This is a genomic window from Verrucosispora sp. WMMD1129 (assembly GCF_029581255.1).
Lineage (GTDB): Bacteria > Actinomycetota > Actinomycetes > Mycobacteriales > Micromonosporaceae > Micromonospora > Micromonospora sediminimaris.
In genome coordinates, this window is record NZ_CP120741.1 from 4,400,009 (window position 1) to 4,424,238 (window position 24,230).

Genomic DNA, 24,230 nt, shown 5'->3' on the forward strand with positions numbered 1-24,230 from the left:
CCTCCCCGGCGAGATACTAGGCTCTTACCGTCGCGGGTGATCGCGGCATGTCTTGCGGAGGAGAAGACCGGTGACCTACATCATCGCCGAGCCGTGCGTGGATGTGCTCGACAAGGCGTGCATCGAGGAATGCCCGGTCGACTGCATTTACGAGGGCAATCGGATGCTCTACATCCACCCCGACGAGTGCGTCGACTGTGGTGCCTGTGAGCCTGTCTGCCCGGTGGAGGCGATCTTCTACGAGGACGACGTCCCGGAGCAGTGGAAGGACTACACCGGCGCCAACTACGAGTTCTTCGAGGAGCTCGGCTCGCCCGGCGGGGCCTCGAAGATCGGCAAGGTGGAGAAGGACGCCACCTTCGTCGCCGCTCAGCCGCCCCGCGGCGAGGGCCACTGAACCGGCCCGCCCCGGTCTCGTCGCGACTGCCCGAGTTCACCTGGGACACCCTGGACGCCGCGGCCACGCTGGCCGCGGCGCATCCGGACGGCCTGATCAACCTCTCCATGGGTACGCCGGTCGATCCGGTGCCCCAGGTGATCCGGCAGGCCCTGGCGGACGCCGCGGACGCGCCCGGCTACCCGCTGACCGCCGGTGCCCCGGCGCTGCGGGACGCGATCACGGGCTGGGTGTCGCGGGAATGTGGCGCCGGCCCGGACGGGTTCGGGGTGCTGCCGACGATCGGCTCGAAGGAACTGGTGGCCTGGCTGCCCACCCTGCTCGGGGTGGGGCCCGGCGACGTCGTGGTGGTCCCGTCGATCGCCTACCCGACCTACGAGGACGGCGCACGGCTGGCCGGCGCCACCACGGTGCGCGCCGACTCGCTGACCGCCGTCGGTCCGACGTCCCGGGTACGCCTGGTCTGGGTGAACTCGCCGGGCAACCCGACGGGCCGGGTGCTGCCGGCCGCGCACCTGCGCAAGGTGGTGGACTGGGCCCGTGAGCGCGGTGCGGTGGTGGCCAGCGACGAGTGCTACCTGCCGTTGGGCTGGGACGCCGAGCCGGTGTCGGTGCTGTCGCCCGAGGTGTGTGGCGGCTCGTACGACTCCGTGCTGGCGGTTCACTCGCTGTCCAAGCGTTCCAACCTGGCCGGCTACCGGGCCGGTTTCGTGGCCGGCGATCCGGCCCTGGTGGCCGAGCTGCTCAAGATCCGCAAGCACGCGGGCATGATCGTACCGGCGCCGGTGCAGGCGGCCATGGTGGCGGCCCTGCGCGACGAGCGGCACGCCGACGAGCAGCGGGAGCGGTACGGTGCGCGGCGCGAGACGCTGCGGGCGGCGTTCGTGGACGCCGGTTTCACCGTGGAGCACTCCGAGGCGGGGCTCTATCTGTGGCTGACCCGCGGCGAGGACTGCTGGGCCACCGTCGACTGGCTGGCCCGGCGGGGCATCCTGGTCGCCGCCGGTGTCTTCTACGGTCCCGGCGGGCGGCAGTACGTCCGGGCGGCGCTTACCGAGTCCGACGAGCGGATCGCGGCGGTCGCCGCCCGCCTGGCCTGACCACGTCCGAAGGCGGTGGCGTCCCGGCCCGGGATCCCGACCGCCGTGGAGGCCGCTCCCGATCCGCTCGGGGAGCGGCCTCGACGGCGGCTCAGTCCTCGTTGATCCGCTCGAACACCCGGAGCAGGTTGTCCCGGCTGTGCCGCTCCAGCAGCACGCTGCCGTACAACTCCTGTAGCGCCACCGTCCGGCCGCCGTGCAGCGTCACCTCGGCCTTCAGCGGGATCTGCCTGGTCACCTGCACCGACACCATCTCCTCGTACGGGAGGAACTGGTGTCGGGCGGCCAACGTCGCCACCGGCGTCGATTCGAGCAGGTTCTTGAGCCGCTTCTCGCCGTCGCCGGCCTTGCCCGGGCCGCCGACCAGGATCAGACCGCGGTCGAGGATCAGCAGGTCGTGCTGCACGCCGTCGACCTTCACGTTGCCGATGGCGCCGATGACGCCGGCGTTGTCGGCGGTGGCCCGGCTCTGCACCACGGTCGCGGTGGAGGGGTCGACGCCAAGCTCGGCGAGCCGGGCCAGGGCCTCGTCGAGGGTCTCCGCCGAGACCGCCAGCTTGGCGATCTCGGCGAGGTCCAACGGCTCACCGCCGACGCCGACGAACTGGGCCGGACCGCTCCAGGACAGCTGCCAGCGGGCCCGCTGGGCGCGGATGGCGGCGTTGACCAGCAGCATCTCCATCGGCCCGGCGAACCGGGCCGCCGCCTCCTGGCGGTCGGCATCGCTGAAGAACTGCTCGGCGAACTCGCCCAGGCGACCCGCCCGCACCAGGTCGAGGACGGTTGCCAGACCCGGTTCGGGGTCGCCGGTGAACCGGCCGGCCGCCCGGTAGATGCCGTCCGCCTGGCGCTGCCCACCGGCGGCGATCGCCGCGTGGGTGAATTCCGGCCAGGGCAGCACCTGACGGTTGCCGATGTCGATGACGAGGCTCTGCAACCGGCGGCCGGCGTCCGGGACGTCGGCGAGCAGCACGTGTGCGGGACGGTCGTCGGTGCCGGCCGTTCCGGCCGGCAGTTGTGTCATCGCCTCGATCCGGACACCGATCGGGGGGTGGGTGTCCCACCGGGACGTCTCGCGGTCCGGCACGTCCTGCTGGAGCTTGGCGATCTCGTCCCGGCGGGCCTGGAGCAGTTGTCCGAAGCCGCCGAACAGATCGTCCGGAGCGAGGCCGGCCTGCCAGCCCGACTCCACGTACCGGCCGGTGAAGAAGTTCCAGGCCGCGTCGAGCGCCGGCAGGCTGCGGAGCGCGGACGTGGCCGCCTCGTGGCCGGCGAGTTGGACGGAGGCCCGGTCGGCCTCCAGCTCCTGCCGTCGTGACGCGGCGTTGTCGACCATCAGGTACAGCTTCGCGTACCCCTTGAAGACCAGGCCGATGGGGTTGCGCGGTTTGATCCGCTCGATGGTGCCCTCGATCGCCAGCCGCCCCCGGTAGGCGACGCCACCGAGTCGGGTGTGCTTGCCGGAGTAGTGACCCAACTCGTGGGCCAGCACCGAGCGGAGCTGGTCGACCCGCATCGCCTGAAGCAGCGGCAGACCCACGTAGAGGGTGCGCCGCCCGCCGATCAGCCCGAGCAGCCGGCTCTGCTCGCCGACCGCCGCGTTCACCTCCGGCACCAGCCGGATCTCGTCCGGCGCCCGGGTGCCGACCGCGTCGGCCAGTTCCCGGACGGTGGCCCACAGCTGGGGTGCCTCCCGCACGTCGAGCACCAGGCCCGGCGCCGGCTCGTTCTTCGTCCGGATCGCCCGCCAGAGCCCGACCGCCACCGCACCCAGCGCGACGATCAGCGGCAGCAGCAGCTTTCCGGTGACCAGTCCGTTCGTGTGGCCGTACAACCAGACGCCGAGGGCGGCGACGGCCGCCAGCTGGAGCAGCGCGACAACGTAGAACCCGATCAACATGACCACCGAGGCGAGTGCCCGGTACGTCGCGGCCATGGCCGTTCCTCCCCGTTCCGTGCCCGCGCGGCTGCGGGCGGCGGAGCGGACCGTACGACGTGGAGGTTTGCCGGACAACCCCCATCCGGTCCGGTTCGGCCGGCTCTTCGATCTTGCCGGCCCGCATCCCAGGAGGACAGGCGCGCACGGGGGAGTCTGACCGCCGGGCGACGCGTACCGGTTGGACGGTGCAGCCGGCTGCCGGGCGTCGTGCCGGCCGGCGATATCCTCGGGCGCGGACGCAGGGCGTGCCGCCGGCCCTTCGGGGCAGTGCGGCGGGATCCGGCAGGCACGCCGCCGCGGGGCCGGCCGGCTCCGTGACGCAACGGGAACGCCGAGGTACGCGGATGGTGCTCAGGGCTGACGCACGGCTGCGGGCAGCGGTGGTCGGCACCGGCCTGATCGGTGGTTCGGTGCTGCTCCGGCTGCACGCCGCCGGAGTGGACGTGACCGGCTGGGATCCGGACGAGCGGACCCGCCGGCAGGCCCGACTGGCCGGCGTACCGACGGCGGACCGGCTGGCCGACGCGGTGGCCGACCGGGACGTGGTGTTCCTCGGCGGGCCGCTGCCTACGCTGCCCGCGACCCTGGTCGAGGTGGCCGCCGCCACCGCCGAGCACTGCCTGCTCACCGACGTGGGCAGCACCAAGGCCGAGCTGGCGGGGTTCGCCGCGGAACAGGGACTGACCAGCCGGTTCGTGCCGGGACACCCGATGGCGGGTACCAACCGGGCGGGGCTCGCGGCGGCGCTGCCGGAGTTGTTCACCGGCGCTGCGTGGGTGCTCTGCCCCGCACCCGACGGCTTGGCCGCGTTCCGCCGCCTCGCCACCCTGGTCACCGACGTCTTCGCCGCCCGGGTGGTGCCGATGGCGGCGGACCGGCACGACGCCGTGGTGGCGCTCGCCTCGCACGTGCCGCACCTGCTCGCCGGGGCGCTTGCCGGTGCGGCGCACCGATCGCCGTTGCGCGAGGCGGTCCTGGCGCTGGCGGCCGGAAGCTTTCGGGACGGCACCCGGGTCGCCGGCACCCCGGCGCAACGCACCGGGAACATGCTGCGCGGCAACCGCGACCAGGTGCTGGCCGCGCTGGACCAGGTCACCGCCTTCCTCGACGAACTGGCCGGCGCGTTGCGTTCCGACGACGCCGACGCCCTCACCGCCCGCTACACCGAGGCCGGTGCCGCCCGCGCCGAGCTGGCCGGCCGCCCGTACGACGAGCAGGTCAGGTCGTTTCCGCCGGGTGCGGAACCGGCCGAGGTGGCCTGGCTGCACGGCATCGGAGCGGCCGGTGGCCACCTGAGCGGGTGTCGGGACGTGGCCGGCACCGTCTCCTATGTCGCCCACCTCCCGCAGCCCTGAGCGGCTCATCGGTGGGCGCGGCGACGGGCCCGCCAGTAGGGTGAGGGCATGGTGGACGGACCAGTCGTGACCGTACGTGGCGAGGCGTACCGCGAGGTCACGCCGGAACTCGCCCGGTTCACGGTGACCGCGCTGGCCCGGGACCGGGAGCGGGAGCCGACGTTGACCCGGCTGGCCGAGCGGGCCGCGGCGATCCGGGTCCTGCTCGACTCGTACGGCCCGACGATCGACCGGCGCGAGACCGGCGAGCTGCGGGTGCGCCCCGAGACGCGCCGCTCCGGGGAACGGGTCGTGGCCTGGCACGGTTCGGTGGTCACCACCGTGACGGTCAGCGACTTCACCGCCCTCGGCGAGTTGATGTTGCGCTTGGCCGACCAGGATCAGGTCGAGGTGGCGGGCCCGTGGTGGTCGTTGCGTCCCGACAGCCCGGCCTACCGGCAGGCCCGGCACACCGCGATCAGTGACGCGTTGCAGCGGGCCCGCGAGTACGCCGAGGCGCTCGGCGCCCAGGTCACCGACCTGGTCGAGTTGTCCGACGAGGGCGGCACCGCTCAACCGATGATGGCTCGGATGGCGTTCGACGCCGGTGGCGTCGAGGCCGGTGGCACCCCGGAGCTGGAACTCGACCCGCAGCCGCAGGGCGTGCACGCGGCCGTGCGGGCCCGGTTCACGATCAGCCGGCCGGTCCTGTCCTGATGACCGTCGCGCAGGTGCTGTCGGTCGAGGCGCTGCTGGAGCGGGCCCGGGGGCTGGCCGATGCCGGCCCGAGACAACTGCTCGGCATCACCGGGGCACCTGGCGCCGGCAAGTCCACGCTGGCCGCACAGGTGGTCGAGGCGGTCGGCCCGGCGGCCCGGCTGGTGCCGATGGACGGCTTCCACCTCGCACAGGACGAGTTGCGTCGGCTCGGCCGGGAGTTGCGGAAGGGCTCGGTCGACACCTTCGACGCCAACGGCTACGTCTCCCTGCTGCGTCGGCTGCGGCGCAAGGAACCGACGTCGGTCTGGGCGCCGCAGTTCCGCCGGGATCTGGAGGAGCCGATCGCCGGTGCGATCGAGGTGCCGCCGGAGGTCCGGTTGGTGGTCACCGAGGGCAACTACCTGTTGATTCCGAACTGGCCCTGGGACGAGATACGCGCCCTGCTGCACGAGGCGTGGTTCCTGGACCTCGACGCCGACCTGCGGCGGCAGCGGCTGGTCGCCCGACACATGGCCTACGGCCGGTCGGAGCAGGACGCCCGAGCCTGGGCGCTGGGCAGCGACGAGGTCAACGCGGCGCTGGTGGCCGACACCGCCGACCGGGCCGACCTGGTGGTACGCCTAGCCGAGCCCCCGCCGGGGTGACGGGACCGCCCGCCGCAGCAGCCACGCCACCCGGGATCTCTCCCGTTGGAACTCGGCGGCCTCCGGGTAACCGCTGTGGCTGCGGATCGGCGGGTCGGCGACTTCGCCGTCGCTCGGATGCAGTGCCTCCGGGTCGGTCACCGCGATGTCCCGTTCCCCGGCGGTGACCGGCCAACCGAGCGGGTCGGTGTCCCGCCAGAAGTTCGTCCATCGGGTGCCGCCACCCGGGCGGGTCAGCGCCTCGGCCAGCACCGGTAGCCGGTCGGAGCCGAAGTAGGCGGGAAAGATCCGGCCGTAGAGGCGGGTCAGCTGGCAGCCGTAGGAGAAGAACCAGATCCGGCGCCGCCACCGGTTCGGCATCTGAAGGATGACCGCGGTGCAGATCACCGTGCCCTGGCTGTGCCCGGACAGGATGATGCCGTCCACCCGGCGCGGGTCGTGCTCGGCCAGTGCGATAAGCCCGGCCGTGCGGGTGAGCAGTTCGGGCACCGCCCGCTCGGCGTAGCTCGGTGGCGCGAGTGGGTGGGCGGCGCGCGGCCAGAAGGTGCCCACGTCCCAGACCACGCCGACGGAGCGGCGGATGGCGTTCTTGCGGTAGACGAGCAGGCCGACGGCGGCCACCGCCACCGGAAGCAACCCGAGCAGCGCGTCGCCGACGTCACCCACCGCCTTGATCACCACGGTTGTTCCGCCTGTCGTCACGTTCTGCGGGCGGGCCGCGGAGAGGACGGCCACGCAGCTCACCACGGCGACGACGGCCATCGCGCCGGCGTACCAGCCGATCAGGCGCAGCGCGTGTTCGCCGACCAGTCGGTGCAGCGCCTGGTGGGTGCTGACGTCCCGGGCGCGACGCAGGTCGTGTGCGGACAGTCGGCCGCCCCGGGCACTCAACCGGGCGTACTCCCGGCGGCGCAGCCGGTGGAACAGCACCACGGCGCGGACGGCGACCAGGGCGAGGATCAGCAGTGCGGCGGCGAAGGTCAGGCCGGCCCAGGCCACCGGTGCTGGCGTGACCACCACGGACCGGCCGGCGGAGGTGTCCCCGCCGTTGAGCCGGTTGGCGACCCAGTAGAGCACGCCGGCGCTGTACGCGAGGCTGAGCAGCCAGCCGAAGCCGGCGATGACGGCGGGCGCCCGGCCGCGCCAGGCCAGGTCGGTGTGCGGTTCGAGGGGTTGCTTGACCGTGGTGGGGCGGATCCGGGGCAGCAGCAGGCCGACCGTGGCGAGGGTGAGCAACGGCAGGGCGAACTGCCACAGCGTCACTGGGGCCGGTGGTGCGGCAGGCAGCCAACCGTGGCACCAGGCGGCGCCGAGGGCGATCAGCAGCGCGATGGCGGCCGTTGTGGCGCCGCCGCGCCGTCCGGAGCGGGCGGTCGCGCCGATCGCGATGAGCAGTAGCAGTTGGCCGGTGCCCAGCCACGCGATGACCCGGTCGAAGCCCGGCAGCGACCGGTCAGTCCGGCATCCGGGCTGGGTGGGATCAAGGTCGCAGCCGGCGGTCGGACGCAGTTCCGCAAGCGCGCTGCCTGCGGTGCCGTCGGGCAGCAGCAGCACCGCGAAGGTGCCGGCCAGGCCGAGTCCGGTGAGGAGGATGACCGCGATGCTCCATCGGCCGAGCGGGGTGGCACCGTCGCGTCGGGTCAGGAAGGGTCGGCCGATGGCCACCAGCGTGACCGTCAGGACGGCGATGAAGGCGGCCACGGCCGTCCAGGTGAGCACCGCCCGTGCGCCGTGTGGCGGGTCGAGCACCGTGACCGTGCCGAGCGGAACCGCTGCCGCCACCACCGTGCCGGTGCACAGGTGCAGGACGGCCGCCCGACGAAGCTGTCCCTCCCCCCACCAGAACGTGGGGTCCTGGAGGGGATTGGTCGGGGGGCCGGGTGGTGGCTCGGGCACGGGCGGCGGCTCCTGCGCCGGCTGGCCGACCGGCACGTCGACGTCCGCCGGCGGCGGGGTACGGCGTCCCGCAGGGTTCGTGGTGGGGTCGGCGGGCATCACCGCCTCGTACTGGTAGGTCCGCCAGGTGACCAGGCCGAGCACTCCGATCATGGCGAGTGGCACGGTCAGGCCGACGGCCAGGGCCCGCCCGCCCTGCTGCCACCAGGAACCGGCGAGGAACTCCCACGGGCCCGGAATCCGGCTCAGGCAGCCCTCGTCCACGCACTGCCAGCCGATGAGATCGACTCCTACGCCGGTCATGGCCAGCACGGGGGTGCCGGTCAGGCTCAGGCAGAACAGCCTGATCAGCCAGGCTGTCATTCCGGAGCGGCTGGCCAGCCGTTCGGTGGTGGGGTCCGCCGGTATGCCCGGACGGGCGTGCAGCGCCACGTTGGCCAGGGTGAAGGGCAGCAGCAGCGTCCACAGGGCCCGCTCCACGTCGCGTGCGGTTCGCGCGCCGGAGGTCAACTGCCCCCAGCTGTACGCCTCGACAACGATCGGGTCGAGCGGCGCGGCTGCCGCAGAGCGGTAGAAACCGGTGACCGGGCCGCCCGCGACGAGCCGTGGCTGAGGTGACTCACCCCCGGGTTCAGCCGTCAGCCCCAGGGTCTCGGCCGGCGGTGTGTTGGACACTCCGTGTACGCGTAGTTCGAGGATCCGGCCTCCCATGTGAGCCTCCCGGTGACGCATCTGTCACCTACAGTGCCCGATGCGGTGCACTGGTCGCCACTCGCCAGGGAGATGTTTGCGCAGGTAGAAGGTTAATCGAGGGTCAATTGAGTTGGCGTACCGGGCGAGCCGGGTTACCGACCGCGACGACGTTGGCGGGAAGATCACGGGTCACCACGGCACCCGCCCCGACCACTGTGTTGTCACCGACGGTGACTCCGGCAAGGACTATCGCTCCGCCGCCGAGCCAGGCGTTGTCACCGATGGTGATAGGTCGGGCCGCCTCCCACTTCGCCCGACGTGGTTCCGGATCCACCGGGTGGGTGGGGGTGAGCAGTTGCACGTTCGGGCCGATCTGGACGTCGGCGCCGATGGTGATCGGTGCGACGTCGAGGAAGACCGCGTGGTAGTTGACGAAGCTGCGGGGCCCGATCCGGATGTGGTAGCCGTAGTCGCAGTAGAAGGGTGGCCGGATGCCGGTCTCCTCGCCGAGCTCGCCGAGCAGCTCGTGCAGCGCCGCCTGACGTGCCTCCTGATCGTCGACGCCACTGTTGTTGATCCGTTCCATCAGGCGCAGGGCACGGAGGTGGTCGGCGATCAGTTCCGGGTCGTCGGCCAGGTAGGGCTCACCGGCGAGCATGCGTTCCTTCATGGACGTCATCCGTCCGATCATGCCCGGCGCCGTCGCGGCAAGGACTCAACTTCGTCGAATTCTTGACTCCCATTTGCATACTCAGTATGCAAGTGTGATGAGAGTCGATGTGTCCTACATCGATGTAGACGCTCCAGAGGAGGATTCAGTTGCGACGAAGGAGCAAACTGACCGCCACCGGACTCGTGCTGGGTCTGGTGCTCGGCGTACCGGCGGCGGCCACGGCCGCACCGGCTGCGCCGACAGCGGCCCTACCGACCCAGTCCCTGACCGACAGGCCGGACGCCGGCCGCGGTGCCACCACCGTCACCCTGGTCACCGGTGACCAGGTCACGGTCACCGCGCGCGGGGCGAGCGTACGTCCGGCCGAGGGCCGCGACGGCATCCGCTTTCTCACCCAGCGGCAGCGGGATCACCTCTGGGTGGTGCCGCAGGACGCCCTGCCGTTGATCCGCGACGGACGGGTCGACCGCCGGCTCTTCGACGTGGCCGGGCTGATCGCCGCCGGCTACGACGACGCGCACCGCGACGACCTGCCGCTGCTCATGACCTACGGGTCGAACGCCCGGCGGGCCGGCACACCCGACGGGGTGACCGTCACCCGTGACCTGACGGCCATCGGTGGTGTCGCGGCCACCGCGGACAAGCAACGCGTGGGCCAGGTCTGGGCCACGGTCGCCGGTGCCAGCGGCGCCCGGTTCGACGCGGCGGGGGGTGTCGAGCGGATCTGGCTCGACGGCCGGCGGCAGCTGACGCTGGAACACAGCGTGCCGCAGATCGGGGCGCCCGCCGCCCACCAGGCCGGCTTCACCGGTCAGGGGGTACGCGTGGCGGTGCTGGACACCGGCGTCGACGCCGCACATCCCGACCTCACCGGCCGGGTCGCCGAGTCGAGGAACTTCACCGAGGAGACGAATCCGGGCGACATCGTGGGGCACGGCACCCACGTCGCTTCGATCATCGCGGGCAGCGGCGCCGCCTCGGACGGCCGCAACCGGGGTGTGGCACCCGACGCGACAGTGCTCTCCGGCAAGGTCTGCGAGGAGTACGGGTGCACCGAGTCGGCCATCCTGGCCGGCATGCAGTGGGCCGCCACCGAGGTCGAGGCCGACGTGGTGAACCTCAGCCTGGGCGGGGCGGACACTCCGGAGGTCGATCCGCTTGAGGAGGCGGTGAACACGCTCACCGAGCAGACCGGTGCCCTCTTCGTGATCTCCGCCGGCAACGCCGGACGGACCGGCACGGTCGGCTCGCCGGCCAGCGCCGACGCCGCGCTCGCCGTCGGCGCGGTCGACCGGGACGACCAACTCGCCGACTTCTCCAGCCAGGGCCCGCGGGTCGGTGACGACGCCCTCAAGCCGGAGATCACCGCCCCGGGAGTGGACATCGTGGCCGCCCGGGGGGAGGGCACGCAGCTCGGTGATCCGGTCGGCGAGCAGTACGTCTCGCTCTCCGGCACCTCGATGTCCGCACCACACGTCGCAGGTGCGGCGGCGCTGCTCGCCCAGCAGCACACCGACGCGACGGCGGAGCGGCTCAAGGCCACCCTGATGGCCTCGGCCCTGCCGCATCCGGACCTGACCGCGTACCAGCAGGGTGCCGGCCGGGTCGACGTGGCGCGTGCCATCAACCAGTCGGTGGTCAGCGAGCCGGCGAGCGTCTCGTTCGGCCGCACGCTCTGGCCGCACGCCGACGACGAACCGATCCAGCGCGAGGTGACCTGGCGCAACACCGGCACCGCGCCGCTCACCCTGGACCTCAGCATCGAGGCCACCGGCCCGGACGGCGAACCCGCGCCGGCCGGTGTGTTCACGCTCGGTACGCAGCAGGTCCAGGTGCCGGCGGGCGGGACCGCGTCCGCCACGGTCACCGTCGACACCAGCGTCGACAGCCCGGACGGCCACTACACCGGCCGGGTGGTCGCCCGCGCCGGTGACCTGGTGGCGATCACGCCGGTGGCGGTGCACAAGGAGGTGGAGAGCTACACGCTGACCGTGCGACACCTGAGCCGCGAGGGTGCCGTGCCGGACGAGTACGCGACCTTCCTGCTCGGGCTGGACGACTTCACCGACATCTTCGTGTCCGACCCGGACGGCACCGCCGAGGTGCGGGTGCCCAAGGGGCGGTACGGGCTGGCCAGTTTCCTGTTCGACGAGGCCAGCGAGGAACTGGTGCTGATGACCCAGCCGGAACTGGTGGTGGAGTCGGACGCCGAGACCGTGGTGGACGCGCGTACGGCGAAGCCGGTGCGGATGACCGTGCCGGACCGGTCGGCGACGCCGGCGCTCGTCGCCGTCGACGCGTACTTCCTGTTCGACGAGGGGATAGCCGGGTTCGGTGCGGTCGCCGACGACTTCGGTGGGCTGTTCACCGGGCAGCTCGGCGGCCGGACTGCGGCAGACCACTTCTTCGCCGTGTTCAGCAGCCAGTTCGCCGACCTGGAGGCGGCCAGCAGCCCGTATCTCTACGCCCTCGCCGAGATGGCGCCGGGCCGGATGCCTGCCGGGTTGACCCGGCACTACCGCAGCAGTGACCTGGCCACCGTCAAGCAGACGTTCCGGGACGGCTACCCCGGCACGCTCGCCGAGCGGATGTCCTTCGCCCTGTTCGAGCCCGACCTGGGCGGCTGGGCGGTCGGGCTGCCTTCCGCGGTACCGGGTCAGCGGGTCGAGTACTACAACACCGGGGCGGTGCGTTGGAGCACCGAGCTGTGGTTCGGCACGCGCAGCGACGACGTGCCCTGGCTCGAACCGGTGGCCGTGCTCTTCTCGGAACCGACGACGTACCGGGCCGGGCGGACCTACCGGGAGGTCTGGAACGGTGCGCCCCACGGACAGTCGTTCCCGGTGCCGCGCTGGCCGGACGACGGCCTGACCCGGCAGGGTGACCTGATCACGCTGTCCGTGCCGCTGTACAGCGACGCGGCCGGACACCTGGGCAGTTCGCTTACGGAGGCCGGACGTACCGCCCTGTACCGCAACGGCAAACTGGTGAATGAGTCCGAGGATCCCGGCTGGGGTCAGTTCGAGGTGCCCGCCGGTCCCGCCAGGTACCGGCTGGAGACGTCGGCGAAACGTACGGTAAGCGACCTGAGCACGGAGGTTGCCACCACCTGGACCTTCCGGTCCCGGCACGTACGCGGCGACGACCCGGTGCGGCTGCCCGCCTCCGCGATCCGGTTCGCGCCGCGGCTGGACGAGCGGAACGCGGCACCGGCGGGCCGGTCCTTCGTGATTCCGGTCGCGGTGCAGCGCCAACCCGGCGCACCGGCGGCGAAGACGGCGTCGTTGACCGTCGAGGTCTCCTACGACGGCGGCAAGCGCTGGCAGCGCGCCAAGCTACGCAAGGTCGGTAGCGGCTGGCAGGCCACCGTGCAGCACCCACGCGGCACCGGCCACGTGTCGTTGCGGGCCACCGCCCGCGACACCGACGGCAACACCGTCACCCAGCGGATCATCCAGGCGTACCGCCTGCGGTGAGCCGCACCGGCGGGGCGGGCCCGATCAGGCCCGCCCCGCCGGGGGCCTCAGTCGTTGGCGTGCAGGGCGGCGTTCAGCTCGATGCCCCGGCCGGCGCGGGGACGGGCCTCCAGCGCGCCGGAGACCGAGTTGCGCCAGAACAGCAACCCGTCGACGCCGGACAGCTCGCGGGCCTTGACGACCCGGCCGTCCGGAAGACGGATCTTCGAGGCGGCGGTGATGTAGCAACCCGCCTCGACGACGCAGTCGTCGCCGAGCGAGATGCCGACGCCGGCGTTGGCGCCGACCAGGCTCCGCTCGCCGATGCGTACCTTGTCGGTGCCGCCGCCGGAGAGGGTGCCCATGATGGAGGCGCCGCCACCGATGTCCGAACCGTCACCCACCACCACGCCCTGCACGATGCGCCCCTCGACCATCGAGGTGCCGAGCGTGCCGGCGTTGAAGTTGACGAAGCCCTCGTGCATGACTGTGGTACCGGCGGCGAGGTGCGCGCCGAGCCGGACCCGGTCGGCGTCGGCGATCCGCACCCCGGAGGGCACCACGTAGTCGGTCATCCGCGGAAACTTGTCCACCCCGTACACCCCGAGGTGGCGGCCGGCGGCCCGCTCGATGACGCGCAGCTCGTCCACCCGCTCCGGCGGGCACGGCCCGGCGGAGGTCCAGGCCACGTTGGCCAGCTTGCCGAAGATGCCGTCGAGGTTGATCTCGTTGGGCCGCACCAGGCGGTGGGAGAGCAGGTGCAGCCGCAGGTACGCGTCCGCCGCGTCCTTGATCGGATCGTCGAGCGAGCCGATGACGGTGACCACCTGGACGGTACGCAGACCCGGCAGGGCTCGGTCGCCGATCGCGCCGGGCGGCAGGTCCAGCACGTCGGCCTCGTCCTCACCGGCGACCAGCGGCAGCTCGCCGAGGCCCAGCTTGCCGGTCGGGTACCAGGCGTCGAGCACCTGGTCCTCGGCGGTGACGGTGGCCAGGCCGATGCCCCACGCGGATTGTGTGGACGTCACTTACTCACCTCTCGTTCCCCTGCGGGCTGCTGCTGCTCGCGACTGCGGCTCTCCGGCCCACGCCTCGTGCTGCGTCGAAGGGCTCGCGTCTCACGGTCGCCGGTTGTGACGGTACCGTGCGGACCATGGAGAACCCGCTTACCCCCGAGGTCCTCGCCGATCCGGTGGCGTTGACCCGCGCGCTGGTCGACATCGAGTCCGTGTCCCTCAACGAGAAGGCCATCGCCGACTGCGTGGAGGAGGTTCTGCGGGTGGTCCCGCACCTGACCACCTACCGGTACGGCAACACCGTGATGGCCCGTACCGACCTGGGGCGGGCTTCCCGGGTGGTGCTCGCCGGCCACCTGGACACGGTGCCGCTGAACAACAACTTCCCGTCGACCCTGCGCGGCGACCTGATGTACGGCTGCGGCACCTCGGACATGAAGTCCGGGGTCGCCTATGCACTGCATCTCGCGACGAGCCTGCCCGCGCCACGCTACGACGTGACGTACTTCTTCTACGAGGCCGAGGAGATCGAGTCGAGGTACAACGGCCTGCACCTGGTCGCGCAGGCGCACCCGGACTGGCTGGAGGCCGACTTCGCGCTGCTGTTGGAGCCGACGTACGGCATCGTCGAGGCCGGCTGCCAGGGCACCATGCGAGCCGTGGTGGTGACCACCGGGGTCCGGGCCCACTCGGCCCGTTCCTGGCACGGGGTCAACGCGGTCCATGGTGCCGGTGAGGTGCTCCGCCGCCTGTCGACGTACCAGGCCCGGCGGGTGACCATCGATGGCTGTGAGTACCGGGAAGGGATGAACGCGACCCGCATCCACGGCGGGGTCGCCGGCAACGTGGTGCCGGACCGGTGCGAGATCGAGGTGAACTACCGCTTCGCGCCGGACCGTACGCCGGCCGAGGCCGAGGCGCACCTGCGTGAGGTCTTCGCGGACTACGAGCTGACCGTGACCGACTGCGCGGCCGGCGCCCTGCCCGGGCTGGAGGCGGCTCCCGCCCGCGAGTTCCTGGCGGCGGTGGGCGCCGCGCCCATCGGCAAGCTGGGTTGGACCGACGTGGCCCGGTTCGCCGCGATGGGGATTCCGGCGCTCAACTTCGGCCCGGGTGATCCGAACCTGGCCCACCACCCGGACGAGCACGTCGAGATCAGCAAGATCCGCGACGGTGCGGCGACGCTGCATCGCTGGCTTGCCGCCTGATCGTCCCGGCCCCGTCAGCGGGTGAGCGCGTCGACGGTCAGACGGCGCTCAGGTGGGACTCGGCGCCCGGATCGGCCGGCGGTTCGGGTGGCTTGTCGAGCAGGCGGGTGCGGCGGCGCTCGGCCACCACGTCGCGGATGCGTCGCTGCATCTGGCGGCGAATCCGGATCCGTTCGTTGTTGCTGATCACGCTGTCTCCTCCCCCGAAGCCTGCGCGCCGGGGCATACCCGGTATGTGAATAGTAAGACGTACGGGAAAGCGATTTGGTTGCACAAGATCACAAAGTGTTTGCCGGGTTCTCCGGCCGGACTCCACTACGGTTGCTTCCATGACCCAGAGCAACCGGCGCGAACGAGAACAGGAGCGGCATCGCGGCGCCGTCACACTACGTCGCCAGTCGATCACCAATAGCACTGCGGATCAACGCCTGCTGGACTCCCGGGCGCGGGCCGACTGGAAGACGAAGGACGCCTGGCGGGCGTTGCGGATCCTCTCCGAGTTCGTGGAGGGCTTCGACACCCTCGCCGACTTGCCGCCGGCGGTCAGCGTCTTCGGGTCGGCGCGCAGCAAGCCGGACAGCCCCGAGTGTCAGCTCGCCGAGGCGCTGGGCGCGGCGCTGGCCCGGGCCGGCTACGCGGTGATCACCGGCGGCGGTCCGGGCGTGATGGAGGCGGTCAACCGGGGGGCCAGCGAGGCCGGCGGCCACTCCGTCGGCCTCGGCATCGAACTCCCCTTCGAGCAGGGCATCAACGAGTGGGTCGACCTGGCCATCGACTTCCGCTACTTCTTCGCCCGCAAGACCATGTTCGTCAAGTACGCCCAGGCGTTCGTGGTGCTGCCCGGCGGGTTCGGCACCATGGACGAACTCTTCGAGGCGCTCACCCTGGTGCAGACCGGGAAGGTCACCCGGTTCCCGGTGGTGCTGATGGGCGCGGACTACTGGCAAGGGCTGCTCGACTGGCTGCGTGACACGATGGCCGCCGAAGGCAAGATCGGCCCGGTCGATCTGGAGCTGATCTGCGTCACCGACGATGTCGCGGCGGCGGTGCGGCACATCGTGGAGGCCGAGGCCGCCCTCAGCGTCGAGCAGGAGACCGTACGCGAGGAAGCCGTCGCCCGGGTCGCCGCCGATCAGCAGGCCGCCGCCACCGAGTCGGCCGCCGCCAACGGGCAGGCGGCTGCGCAGGGTTCGGCTGGCCTCAACCGGCAGGCGGCGGAGAGGTCGGCTGCTGCTGACGGGTCGTCGGTCGCCGCGGACGAATCCGCCGCGACCGACGACCCGGCGGGGCGCTGACGATGGCCGCGATCTGCGTGTTCTGCGCGTCCTCCCGCACGCTCGACAAGCGTTGGCTGGACCTGGCTGCCGACACCGGTGCGGAGATTGCTCGGCGTGGGCACACGCTGGTCAGCGGCGGGGGCTGCGTCGGGATGATGGGTGCGCTGGTCAACGGCGCACGCGCGGCGGGAGGTCGCACGGTGGGCGTGATCCCGCAGGCGCTTGTCGACCTGGAGGTCGCCGACCTCGCCTCCGACGAACTGCTGGTCACCGAGTCGATGGCCAGTCGGAAGATCCTGATGATCGAGAAGTCGGACGCCTTCCTCACCCTGCCCGGCGGGCTCGGCACGCTCGACGAACTCTTCGAGGTCTGGACCACCGCGACGCTCGCCCTACACCACAAGCCGATGGTGTTGGTCGACACCGACGGTTTCTACGACCCGCTGCTGGAGTGGTTGCGCAAGCTGACCGATCAGACCTTCCTCAAGCCCGCCGGCTTCGACCTGCTGCGGTCGGTCGACACCGTCCCGAGTGCGCTCGATCTGATCGAATCCCACCTCACCTGACCGCCGCCTGGCCGTGACCCGGCCCGGCCGCCCGTCGCCCCGGCCGCCCGGCTCGGGATGCGGTCGGCTCGGCATGTGATCGGCTCGGGATGCGGCGAACCGGGCCCTCCCGTCGAGCGGAAGCCCCGACTTGCCGCAAGCCGAGCGCCGGACACCAACCGGGCGGGTGTGGCGGGTCGGGCGGTGTCGCAGGGCCGTGATGGGATGGCGGGATGCAGGCGTACCGGTTGGTGCGTCGGCCCGCCGGGCCGACCGAGGGGAGCGGCCCGTCCGTCGAGCCCCCCTCGGATGCCGCTCACCCGCAGGCCGGGCAGGGTCAGGGCGTGCCGGATCAGGCCGGGCAGGGTCAGGTCAGGTCAGGTCAGGCCGCGCCGGGTCACGCCGCGTCCGGTCAGGCCGAACAGGGTCAGGCCGCGCCGGGGCAGATCGATCCGCGGCAGGCGGAGGTCGTCGCGCACACTGCCGGTCCGATGCTCGTGGTGGGCGGGCCGGGCACGGGGAAGACCCGGACCCTCATCGAGGCGGTCACCGCCCGGGTGACCGAGGGTGTCGACCCGGAGCGGATTCTGGTGCTCACCTTCAGCCGACGAGGTGCCGCCGATCTGCGGCACCGGGTCGAGGCGCGGATTGCCGCGACCGGTCAGCGGGTGCTGCGTGAGCCGCTGGTGCGCACCTTCCCCGCGTACGCCTTCGGTCTGCTGCGACGGGCCGCTGCCGAACGCGGCGAACCGTCCCCCCGGCTGCTCACCGGCCCGGAACAGGATCTGATCATTCGCGAGCTGCTCGACGTCGTCGGTGCGGAGCCCGACGCGGAGGCCGACGCGGAGCCCGGCGACGACCAGGTCGGTTGGCCGGCGGATCTGCGGCCGGCGCTGCGTACCCGGGCATTCGCCGCCCAGTTGCGCGACCTGCTGATGCGTGCCGCCGAGCGGGGGGTGGGCCCGGTCGAGCTGGCCCGGCTCGGTGAGCGGCTCGGCCGCGCCGACTGGCCGGCCGCCGCCCGGTTCCTCCGGCAGTACGTGGCCGTGCTGGCCCTGCGTGACGTGGCCAACCGGGGCTCGGTCGCCTACGACCCGGCGGAGCTGGTCCGGGCCGCCACCGGGATGCTGCGCGACGATCCGGAGCTGCTCGCCGCCGAGCGGCGCCGGCTGGCGCACGTCTACGTCGACGAGCTGGCCGACACCGACCCCGCGCAGCTGGAGCTGCTGGACACGGTGGCCGGCGGCGGCCTTTCCCTGGTCGCCTTCGCCGATCCCGACTCCTCCACGTACGCCTTCCGGGGAGCCGACCCGGGCGGAGTGACCAGCTTCCCCCACCGGTTCCGCACCGCCTCCGGCGCACCGGCCGCCCAGGTGCTGCTGACCACCAGCTACCGCGCGGGGGAGCGGCTGCTGGCCGCCACCACCCGGCTGGGCCGACGGCTGCGCGGGCCGGCCGCACACCGGCAGCTACGACCACTGCCGGACACCCCGCCGGGAACGGTGGAGGTACGCACGTTCTCCTCGACCACGAGTGAGGCGGCGTGGTTGGCGCACGCGTTACGGGAGGCGCACCTGCTCGACGGCGTCCCGTGGGCGCGGATGGCGGTGCTGGTCCGCTCCACCGCCCGGCAGCTGCCCGGGCTGCGTCGGGCGCTGCACGCGGCCGGCGTGCCGACAGTGGTGCACGGTGAGGATCTTCCGCTGCACCTGCAACCGGCGGTCGCGCCGCTGCTGCTCCTGCTGCGCTGCGCGTTGGAGCCGGAGCGACTCGACGAGGAGGCCGCGGTCGCGCTGCTGCACTCGCCGCTCGGTGGTGCCGACCCGCTGGCGGAGCGGCGCCTGCGGCAGGGCCTGCGTGCCCTCGCCCTGGCCCGGGGCGACCGCCGGCCCTCCGGAGAGCTGATCATCGAGGTGCTCCGCGACCCGGCCGAGCTGGTCGGAGTCGAGCGGCGTTGGGCCGAGCCGGCGCAGACGGTGGCCGGTTTGCTCGCCGTCGCCCGGGAGGCGGCCGACCGGCCGGCCGCCACCGCCGAGGAGGTCCTCTGGGCCGTGTGGCGGGCCAGTGGGCTGGCCGAGTTGTGGTCGGCCGCGCTGACCCGGGGCCCGACAGTGGCCGGCGAGGGTGATCTCGCCCGGCGTCGCCGGGCCGAGGCGGCCGACCGTGACTTGGACGCCGTACTTGTCCTCTTCGACGCCGCCGCCCGGTTCACCGATCGGCTGCCGGGCGCGCGTACCGAGGTCTTCCTCGACCACGTGCTCGGTCAGGAACTGCCGGCCGACACGCTCGCACCGACCGCCGACCGGGGCGACGCCGTGCGGCTGCTCACCGCGCACGCGGCCAAGGGACTCGAGTGGGACCTGGTCGCGGTGGCCGGCGTGCAGGAGGGTGTCTGGCCGGATCTGCGGCTGCGCGGCAGCCTGCTCGGCTCGGAGCGCCTGGTCGACGTGCTTGCCGGCCGAGGCGACGGCGCGGCCGCGCTCGCCACCGTGGTCGGGCAGACCTCGGCGCTGCTCGACGAGGAGCGGCGGCTGTTCCACGTCGCGGTGAGCCGTGCTCGGCGGCGGCTGCTGGTCAGCGCGGTCGCCTCCGCGTCAGTGGGCGGCGACGACCACGAGGAGCAACCCAGCCGATTCCTCTACGAGCTGGGCCCCACCGACGATCCGGCTGGCGCCGGCGGTCCGCCGCCGCGGCCCCAGCCGCCGGACGAGCCGCTCCCAGCCGGCACCCCGGCGGAAGGCATCCCGGACGATGACGGCCCGGCGGGTACCACCGGGGAAGGGCATTCCGCGCCGGCTCGGCTGCCGCTGAGTCGGCCGCCCCGGGCGCTCACACTGCCCGCGTTGGTGGCGGAGCTGCGTACCGCGGTCGCCGATCCGGCGGCACCGCTCGCCCGGCGGCGCGCGGCAGCGGCCGAACTGGCACGGCTGGCCGCCGCCGGGGTGTCCGGCGCGCATCCCGACGACTGGTGGGGGCTGCGCCCGCTCTCCGACGACCGGCCGCTTGTCGACGACGGTGAGCCGGTCCGGGTGACCCCGTCCGGGATGGAGAGCGCGTTGCGGTGCAGCCTGCGCTGGCTGTTGGAACGGCACGGCGGCAGCGCACCGGCCAGCACCGCGCAGGGCGTCGGCAACCTGGTGCACGCGGCGGCGATGCTCGCCGAGGACGCCAGGGCCGACCGCGAGACGCTGCTGGAATACGTGGCCGCCCGCTTCGACGCGATCGAGCTGGCCGCGCGGTGGATGGTCGGTCCGGAGCAGACCCGTGCCGAGGAGATGGTCGACAAGCTGCTGCGCTGGCTGGCCGCCAACCCGCGCCGGCTGCTCGCCATCGAACAGGAGTTCGCGGTACGCCTCGACGATCCGCGCCGGCCGGTCGAGCTGACCGGCCGGGTCGACCGATTGGAGATCGACGCGGACGGCCGCTTGGTGGTGGTCGACCTGAAGACCGGCAAGTCCACCGCGGTCACCGAGCGCGAGGTGGCCGAACATCCCCAGCTGGGCGCGTACCAGGCGGCGGTGGAGGCTGGCGCGTTCGCCGAGTTCGGCGACGAGCCCGGTGGCGCGGCACTGGTGCAGCTCGGCACCGGCGCGAAGGATGCCCGCGAGCAGGCCCAGCCGCCGACCACCGACGGTCCGGAGGCCGGCTGGGCGACCGCGCTGGTGCGCCGTACCGCCGACACGATGGCCGCCTCGACCTTCGCGGCGGTCGCCAACTCGAAGTGTCGGGTCTGCCCGGTGCGCAGCAGCTGTCCGGTCTCCGGTCAGGGCCGGCAGGTGGTCGAGCCGTGACGCAGCCCACCCTGTTCGAGCCGGTCCCACCGGCACCCCGCGCGGCCGACGCCGGCCCCCGGTACACGCCTGTGGAACTGGCGAAGCTGCTCCGCCTGCCGGCGCCCACCCGGGAACAGGCGGCGATCATCGCCGCGCCGGTGGAGCCGCTGCTGGTGGTCGCCGGTGCGGGCTCGGGTAAGACCGAGACGATGGCCGCCCGGGTGGTGTGGTTGGTGGCCAACTCGTACGTCCGGCCGGAGCAGGTGCTCGGCCTCACCTTCACCCGCAAGGCCGCCGGTGAGCTAACGCACCGGGTACGCGTCCGGCTCGACCAGCTGGTCCGCCGGTTGGGCCGCCGCGAGCGCAACCCGCTCGACGACCCCCTCGCCGGTGAGCCGACGGTGGCCACCTACCACTCGTACGCCGGGCGGATCGTCACCGAGCATGGTCTGCGCGCCGGCTACGAGCCCTCCACCCGGCTGCTGACCGAGGCGTCCCGCTGGCAGCTGGTCGACCTGATCGTGCGCAACTACGACGGGGACATGTCCGAGGTGGACCGGATGCCGAGCACCGTCACCGACGCGGTCCTCGCGCTCGCCGGTGAGCTGGACGAGCACCTGGTCGAGCCGGACGAGCTGGCCGCCTGGACCGGCCGGTTCTTCGCCGACGTGCAGTCACGTCCGGGGCGGATCTACGCCGGGGTACGCAAGGCCCTCGCTCTCCAGCAGGCCCGGCTGAAGCTGCTGCCGTTGGTGCGCGGGTACGCCCGCCGGAAGGACGATTTCGAGGCGATGGACTTCGCCGACCAGCTTGCTCGGGCGGCTCGGGTCGCCCGGGACCATCCCGGCGTCGGTGAGATCGAGCGTAGTCGCTACCGGGTGGTGCTGCTCGATGAGTACCAGGACACCAGTCATGCCCAGGTGGTGCTGCTCAGAGCGCTGTTCGGCGACGGCCATCCGGTGACCGCGGTGGGTGATCCCTGCCAGTCCATCTACGGCTGGCGGGGAGCCAGCGCCGGCACGCTCGACCGTTTCCCGACCGAGTTCGCCCGCACCGACGGCGGCCCGGCGCGGGTGCTCGGGCTGACCACCAGTTGGCGCAACCGACCGGAGATCCTGGCGGTGGCGAACGCGCTGGCCACGCCGCTACGCGCGGCCGGGGCGCGGGTGCCCGAGCTGCACGCCGCGCTCGCTGTCGACGAGCCGATTCCGCATCGCAGCCCGCGCGGGGCCGCCGCCGGCACGGTGCACTGCGCGCTGCTGTCGACCTACGCCGACGAGGCCGACTGGATCGCCGACAGCCTGCTGGCCGCCTGGCGTGGGGCGGCCGGCACATCGGGCGTGTCGCCCGAGCACATCCCGGTGACGCGACGCCCGACCACGGCGGTGCTGGTCCGGCTGCGCAGCCAGATCCCGGCGATCGCCGCCGCGCTGCGCGAGCGCGGCCTGCCGGTCGAGGTGGTCGGGCTCGGCGGTCTGCTGGACACCCCTGAGGTACGCGACGTGGTCTGCACGCTGCGGGTGCTGGCCGACCCGACCGACGGGGCGGCGTTGCTGCGTCTGCTGACCGGAGCACGGTGGCGGATCGGGCCGCGGGATCTGGTGGCGTTGCACCGGCGGGCCAGGGCCATCGCGGCGGCCCGCCGCCGGCTGGCCGACGACGGCGCTCCGGAGATCACCCCAGACCGCCTCGATGAGGCCACCCTCGTGGAGGCGCTTGCCGACCTGGGGCCGGCGCAGGCGTACTCGGCCGAGGGGTACGCGCGGCTGCGCGCGTACGCCCGGGAACTGGGCCTGCTGCGCTACCGGCTGGACCAGACCCTGCCGGAACTGATCGCGGACGTGGAGCGGACCATCGGGCTCGATGTGGAGGTGGCGGTGCGGGCGGGCCGCGACGGCGCCGGTGACGCCGGGCTGGCCCGGGGGCACCTGGACGCGTTGGGTGACGTGGCCGCCCGGTTCAGCGGGGAGTCGCCGGCCGCCACGCTCGCCGGGTTCCTGGCCTATCTCGCCGCCGCCGAGGATGAGGAGCGCGGTCTCGCGCCGGGCGAGGTCGAGGTGGTCGAGGGGGCGGTGCAGATTCTCACCGCACACGCCGCCAAGGGGCTGGAGTGGGACGTGGTGGCGGTGGCCGGGCTGAGTCGTGGCGTGTGGCCGGGGCCGGTCCGCAATTCTGACCATTGGCTCGGCGGCCTGGGCGTACTGCCGTTCCCGCTGCGCGGCGACGCCGACGGGCTGCCCGAGTTGGCCCTGGCCGAGGCGGACGACCAGCGTGGCGTGGCCCGGGCGGTGGAGGACTTCACCGATGCCTGGCGGGCCCACGACGAGCGGGAGGAACGACGGCTGGCGTACGTGGCGGTGACCCGGCCCCGGCGGCTGCTGCTCTGCTCCGGCCACTGGTGGGGTGAGGGCACCAAACGGCCGCGCGGACCGTCGGCGCTGCTCCGCGAGATGCACGACGCCTGCCTGGACGGCGGTGCCGGCCACCTGGTCGACGAGTGGGCGCCGGAACCCGCGCCGGACGCGGTGAACCCGACCACCGAGGTGGTGCTGCGGGCCGAGTGGCCCGCCGATCCACTCGGCCCTCGCCGTCCGGTGTTGGCCGAGGCGGCGGCGCTGGTCCGCCGTTTCCTAACCGACGGCGACGCCGGGGACCCGCCGGACGACGCGGTCGGGGAGGATCCGGACGTGGCCCGGTGGCGACGGGAGGCTGAGCTGCTGCTGGCCGAGCGGGCGGAGGTGAGCCGGCTCTCCGGCCCGATCGAGGTGTCGCTGCCCGAGCAGCTGTCGGTGACGCAACTTGTCGCGTTGCGCCGGGATCCGGCCGGGCTGGCCCGGGCACTGCGTCGCCCGATGCCGACCGAGCCCAATCCGTACGCTCGCCGGGGCACCGCGTTCCACGCCTGGCTGGAGCAGCGGTTCGGCGCGGACCGGTTGCTCGACACCGACGAGCTACCGGGGGCGGCGGACGCGGACGCGGCGCCGGACGAGGAGTTGGCCGAGCTCCAGCGGCGCTTTCTGGCGAGCGAGTGGGCCGACCGCACTCCGATCGAGGTGGAGGTGCCGTTCGCCACGGTGATCGGCGGTGTGGTGGTACGCGGCCGGATGGACGCCGTGTTCCGCCGGCCGGGCGACCGCTTCGACGTGGTCGACTGGAAGACCGGCGCGCGGCCGGAGGGCACCGCCGCCGAGGTGGCGGCGGTGCAACTGGCGGTCTACCGACTGGCCTGGGCGGAGCTGGCCGGTGTGCCGGTCGACCGGGTCGGTGCGGCGTTCCACTACGTGCGTGACGGGGAGACGGTCCGTCCGATGGACCTGCTCGACGTCGACGGGCTGACCGCGCTGATCAGCTCGGTTCCCGAGTCGACATGAAGCACTGGCGTGGTGCCGGATCCGTGGTAGGGTTCCCTCGTTGCAGTTTCGGTTACCAGCTCTGTTTGCGCCTGGCGGAATGTGGCCCCAGGCGCTCTTTGTTATGTCCGGACTTCTCCGGGCGGGGCGACCAGCAGCGACAGGCGTTCCGAGCAGGTTCGCTCGGGACATTCCTCTTTCAACTCCGCA

Annotated in this window: 15 protein-coding genes and 1 pseudogene; 11 read left to right on the forward strand and 5 right to left on the reverse strand. The window is 72.8% G+C overall.

All coding sequences use genetic code 11. The features are described from left to right. Positions 1 to 70 precede the first annotated feature (70 nt). Positions 71 to 397 (forward strand): ferredoxin, encoded by a 327-nt coding sequence (gene fdxA / locus O7624_RS20520; RefSeq protein ID WP_091422126.1) that lies wholly within the window; start codon positions 71 to 73, stop codon positions 395 to 397. Continuing rightward, the gene (dapC, locus tag O7624_RS20525) at positions 394 to 1,497 is read left to right on the forward strand and encodes a succinyldiaminopimelate transaminase (protein WP_282240695.1); all 1,104 of its coding nucleotides are present in this window, start codon (positions 394 to 396) and stop codon (positions 1,495 to 1,497) included. Before fdxA ends, dapC begins: the two co-directional genes overlap by 4 nt. Positions 1,498 to 1,588: 91 nt before the next feature. Here dapC and O7624_RS20530 read toward each other — a convergent pair whose 3' ends face one another. Continuing rightward, the gene (locus O7624_RS20530) at positions 1,589 to 3,433 is read right to left on the reverse strand and encodes a M48 family metallopeptidase (RefSeq protein WP_282236922.1); all 1,845 of its coding nucleotides are present in this window, start codon (positions 3,431 to 3,433) and stop codon (positions 1,589 to 1,591) included. A 347-nt stretch (positions 3,434 to 3,780) separates the two neighbouring features. On the opposite strand from O7624_RS20530, the gene O7624_RS20535 reads away from it, so the two are divergent. The 3 genes from O7624_RS20535 to O7624_RS20545 are packed head-to-tail and all read left to right on the forward strand — an operon-like array spanning position 3,781 to position 6,134. Beyond that, the gene (locus O7624_RS20535) at positions 3,781 to 4,791 is read left to right on the forward strand and encodes a prephenate dehydrogenase/arogenate dehydrogenase family protein (protein ID WP_282236923.1); all 1,011 of its coding nucleotides are present in this window, start codon (positions 3,781 to 3,783) and stop codon (positions 4,789 to 4,791) included. Between the two features lie 48 nt (positions 4,792 to 4,839). Continuing rightward, positions 4,840 to 5,487, forward strand: coding sequence for an SIMPL domain-containing protein (locus O7624_RS20540; protein ID WP_282236924.1), 648 nt, complete (start codon positions 4,840 to 4,842; stop codon positions 5,485 to 5,487). Then, positions 5,487 to 6,134, forward strand: a complete 648-nt coding sequence (locus O7624_RS20545) for a nucleoside/nucleotide kinase family protein (protein ID WP_282236925.1) — start codon at positions 5,487 to 5,489, stop codon at positions 6,132 to 6,134. The genes O7624_RS20540 and O7624_RS20545 overlap by 1 nt, the downstream gene beginning before the upstream one ends. Here the strand turns inward: O7624_RS20545 and O7624_RS20550 are convergent. Continuing rightward, positions 6,111 to 8,741, reverse strand: coding sequence for a hypothetical protein (locus O7624_RS20550; protein ID WP_282236926.1), 2,631 nt, complete (start codon positions 8,739 to 8,741; stop codon positions 6,111 to 6,113). The genes O7624_RS20545 and O7624_RS20550 overlap by 24 nt on opposite strands. Before the next feature lie 103 nt (positions 8,742 to 8,844). Continuing rightward, a complete protein-coding gene (locus O7624_RS20555) occupies positions 8,845 to 9,402 on the reverse strand; it encodes a sugar O-acetyltransferase (protein WP_282236927.1) in 558 nt (185 codons plus the stop codon). Positions 9,403 to 9,542: 140 nt separating this feature from the next. Here O7624_RS20555 and O7624_RS20560 point away from each other — a divergent pair, with 140 nt between their 5' ends. Further along, the gene (locus O7624_RS20560; protein ID WP_282236928.1) at positions 9,543 to 12,872 is read left to right on the forward strand and encodes a S8 family serine peptidase; all 3,330 of its coding nucleotides are present in this window, start codon (positions 9,543 to 9,545) and stop codon (positions 12,870 to 12,872) included. Positions 12,873 to 12,919: 47 nt separating this feature from the next. Here O7624_RS20560 and dapD read toward each other — a convergent pair whose 3' ends face one another. Then, positions 12,920 to 13,879, reverse strand: a complete 960-nt coding sequence (gene dapD / locus O7624_RS20565) for a 2,3,4,5-tetrahydropyridine-2,6-dicarboxylate N-succinyltransferase (RefSeq protein ID WP_282236929.1) — start codon at positions 13,877 to 13,879, stop codon at positions 12,920 to 12,922. Positions 13,880 to 14,004: 125 nt separating this feature from the next. On the opposite strand from dapD, the gene dapE reads away from it, so the two are divergent. Further along, the gene (gene dapE / locus O7624_RS20570) at positions 14,005 to 15,075 is read left to right on the forward strand and encodes a succinyl-diaminopimelate desuccinylase (protein WP_210939831.1); all 1,071 of its coding nucleotides are present in this window, start codon (positions 14,005 to 14,007) and stop codon (positions 15,073 to 15,075) included. A 37-nt stretch (positions 15,076 to 15,112) separates the two neighbouring features. On the opposite strand, the gene O7624_RS20575 is transcribed toward dapE, so the two are convergent. Continuing rightward, entirely contained in the window at positions 15,113 to 15,265 is a 153-nt protein-coding gene (locus O7624_RS20575) for a hypothetical protein (RefSeq protein ID WP_282236930.1), read from the reverse strand. Between the two features lie 139 nt (positions 15,266 to 15,404). Here O7624_RS20575 and O7624_RS20580 point away from each other — a divergent pair. The 4 genes and pseudogenes from O7624_RS20580 to O7624_RS20595 all read left to right on the forward strand — a co-directional run. After that, positions 15,405 to 16,229, forward strand: a pseudogene (locus tag O7624_RS20580) (TIGR00730 family Rossman fold protein); the annotation flags it as partial. 143 nt (positions 16,230 to 16,372) lie between these two features. Next, positions 16,373 to 16,918, forward strand: coding sequence for a TIGR00730 family Rossman fold protein (locus tag O7624_RS20585; RefSeq protein ID WP_093405120.1), 546 nt, complete (start codon positions 16,373 to 16,375; stop codon positions 16,916 to 16,918). 212 nt (positions 16,919 to 17,130) lie between these two features. Then, on the forward strand, positions 17,131 to 20,688 hold the full coding sequence (locus tag O7624_RS20590; protein ID WP_282236931.1) for a PD-(D/E)XK nuclease family protein: 3,558 nt from the start codon (positions 17,131 to 17,133) through the stop codon (positions 20,686 to 20,688). Further along, a complete protein-coding gene (locus tag O7624_RS20595; protein WP_282236932.1) occupies positions 20,685 to 24,041 on the forward strand; it encodes an ATP-dependent DNA helicase in 3,357 nt (1,118 codons plus the stop codon). Before O7624_RS20590 ends, O7624_RS20595 begins: the two co-directional genes overlap by 4 nt. The last annotated feature ends 189 nt before the right edge of the window (positions 24,042 to 24,230 follow it).

Bases quoted from the DNA above. Each gene is read 5' to 3' on its own strand.
- O7624_RS20545 (WP_282236925.1), top strand. From the start codon at position 5,487: ATGACCGTCGCGCAGGTGCTGTCGGTCGAGGCGCTGCTGGAGCGGGCC.
- dapE (WP_210939831.1), top strand. From the start codon at position 14,005: ATGGAGAACCCGCTTACCCCCGAGGTCCTCGCCGATCCGGTGGCGTTG.
- O7624_RS20585 (WP_093405120.1), top strand. From the start codon at position 16,373: ATGGCCGCGATCTGCGTGTTCTGCGCGTCCTCCCGCACGCTCGACAAG.
- O7624_RS20530 (WP_282236922.1), bottom strand. From the start codon at position 3,433: ATGGCCGCGACGTACCGGGCACTCGCCTCGGTGGTCATGTTGATCGGG.
- O7624_RS20550 (WP_282236926.1), bottom strand. From the start codon at position 8,741: ATGGGAGGCCGGATCCTCGAACTACGCGTACACGGAGTGTCCAACACA.
- O7624_RS20540 (WP_282236924.1), top strand. From the start codon at position 4,840: ATGGTGGACGGACCAGTCGTGACCGTACGTGGCGAGGCGTACCGCGAG.
- O7624_RS20535 (WP_282236923.1), top strand. From the start codon at position 3,781: ATGGTGCTCAGGGCTGACGCACGGCTGCGGGCAGCGGTGGTCGGCACC.
- O7624_RS20590 (WP_282236931.1), top strand. From the start codon at position 17,131: ATGCAGGCGTACCGGTTGGTGCGTCGGCCCGCCGGGCCGACCGAGGGG.
- O7624_RS20555 (WP_282236927.1), bottom strand. From the start codon at position 9,402: ATGACGTCCATGAAGGAACGCATGCTCGCCGGTGAGCCCTACCTGGCC.